This window comes from Alteromonas sp. 1_MG-2023 (genome assembly GCF_030547075.1).
Taxonomy (GTDB): domain Bacteria; phylum Pseudomonadota; class Gammaproteobacteria; order Enterobacterales; family Alteromonadaceae; genus Alteromonas.
Window position 1 is genome coordinate 1 of sequence record NZ_JAUOQH010000049.1, and the last position, 595, is coordinate 595.

The 595-nt window shown below is 52.1% G+C and carries 1 protein-coding gene; it reads right to left on the bottom strand.

The genetic code is table 11. The features are described 5' to 3' along the window. The coding region (locus Q4561_RS19785; protein WP_303462972.1) for an Ig-like domain-containing protein at positions 1–595 on the bottom strand (595 nt) is incomplete at both ends.

Consider the following 595-nt stretch of genomic DNA (forward strand, 5'->3'; position numbering starts at 1 on the left):
ACTGTGGCTGTTGGGTCGTTTACCGTGCCTGTTAATTCAGGGGTAGTGTCATTCGTGGTGACATCATTAATAGTTACTACAGGCGCTGTGGCATCAACAGTATCTGTGCCCAGTACACTTTCATTACCAGCTTCGTCGGTGGCAGTTGCCGTTACCTCTACGCCATCGCCTAACGGCGTATTAGGCGTCACACTCCAGTTACCATCGCCATCGGCAGTTACGGTGTAATCTGGTGTACCGTCACCGTCTATATCAATACTAACTAACGCACCGGCTTCGGCAGTACCTGTGATCTCGGTGCCATTGCCAGCATTCACGACTGGTGCTGCAGGGGCTGCGGCATCGACGGTATCTGCAGTTGGCGCACTTTCATTACCTGCTTCATCAGTAGCTGTGGCTGTCACTTCAACACCATCAGCCAATGGGGTATCAGGCGTTATACTCCAGTTACCAGCGCCATCGGCGGTAACCGTGTAATCAGGCGTTCCATCACCATCTACATCAATACTAACTAACGCGCCAGCTTCGGCAGTACCTGTAATTTGTGTACCGTTACCAGCATTCACCACTGGGGCGGCTGGTGCGCTAGTATCAA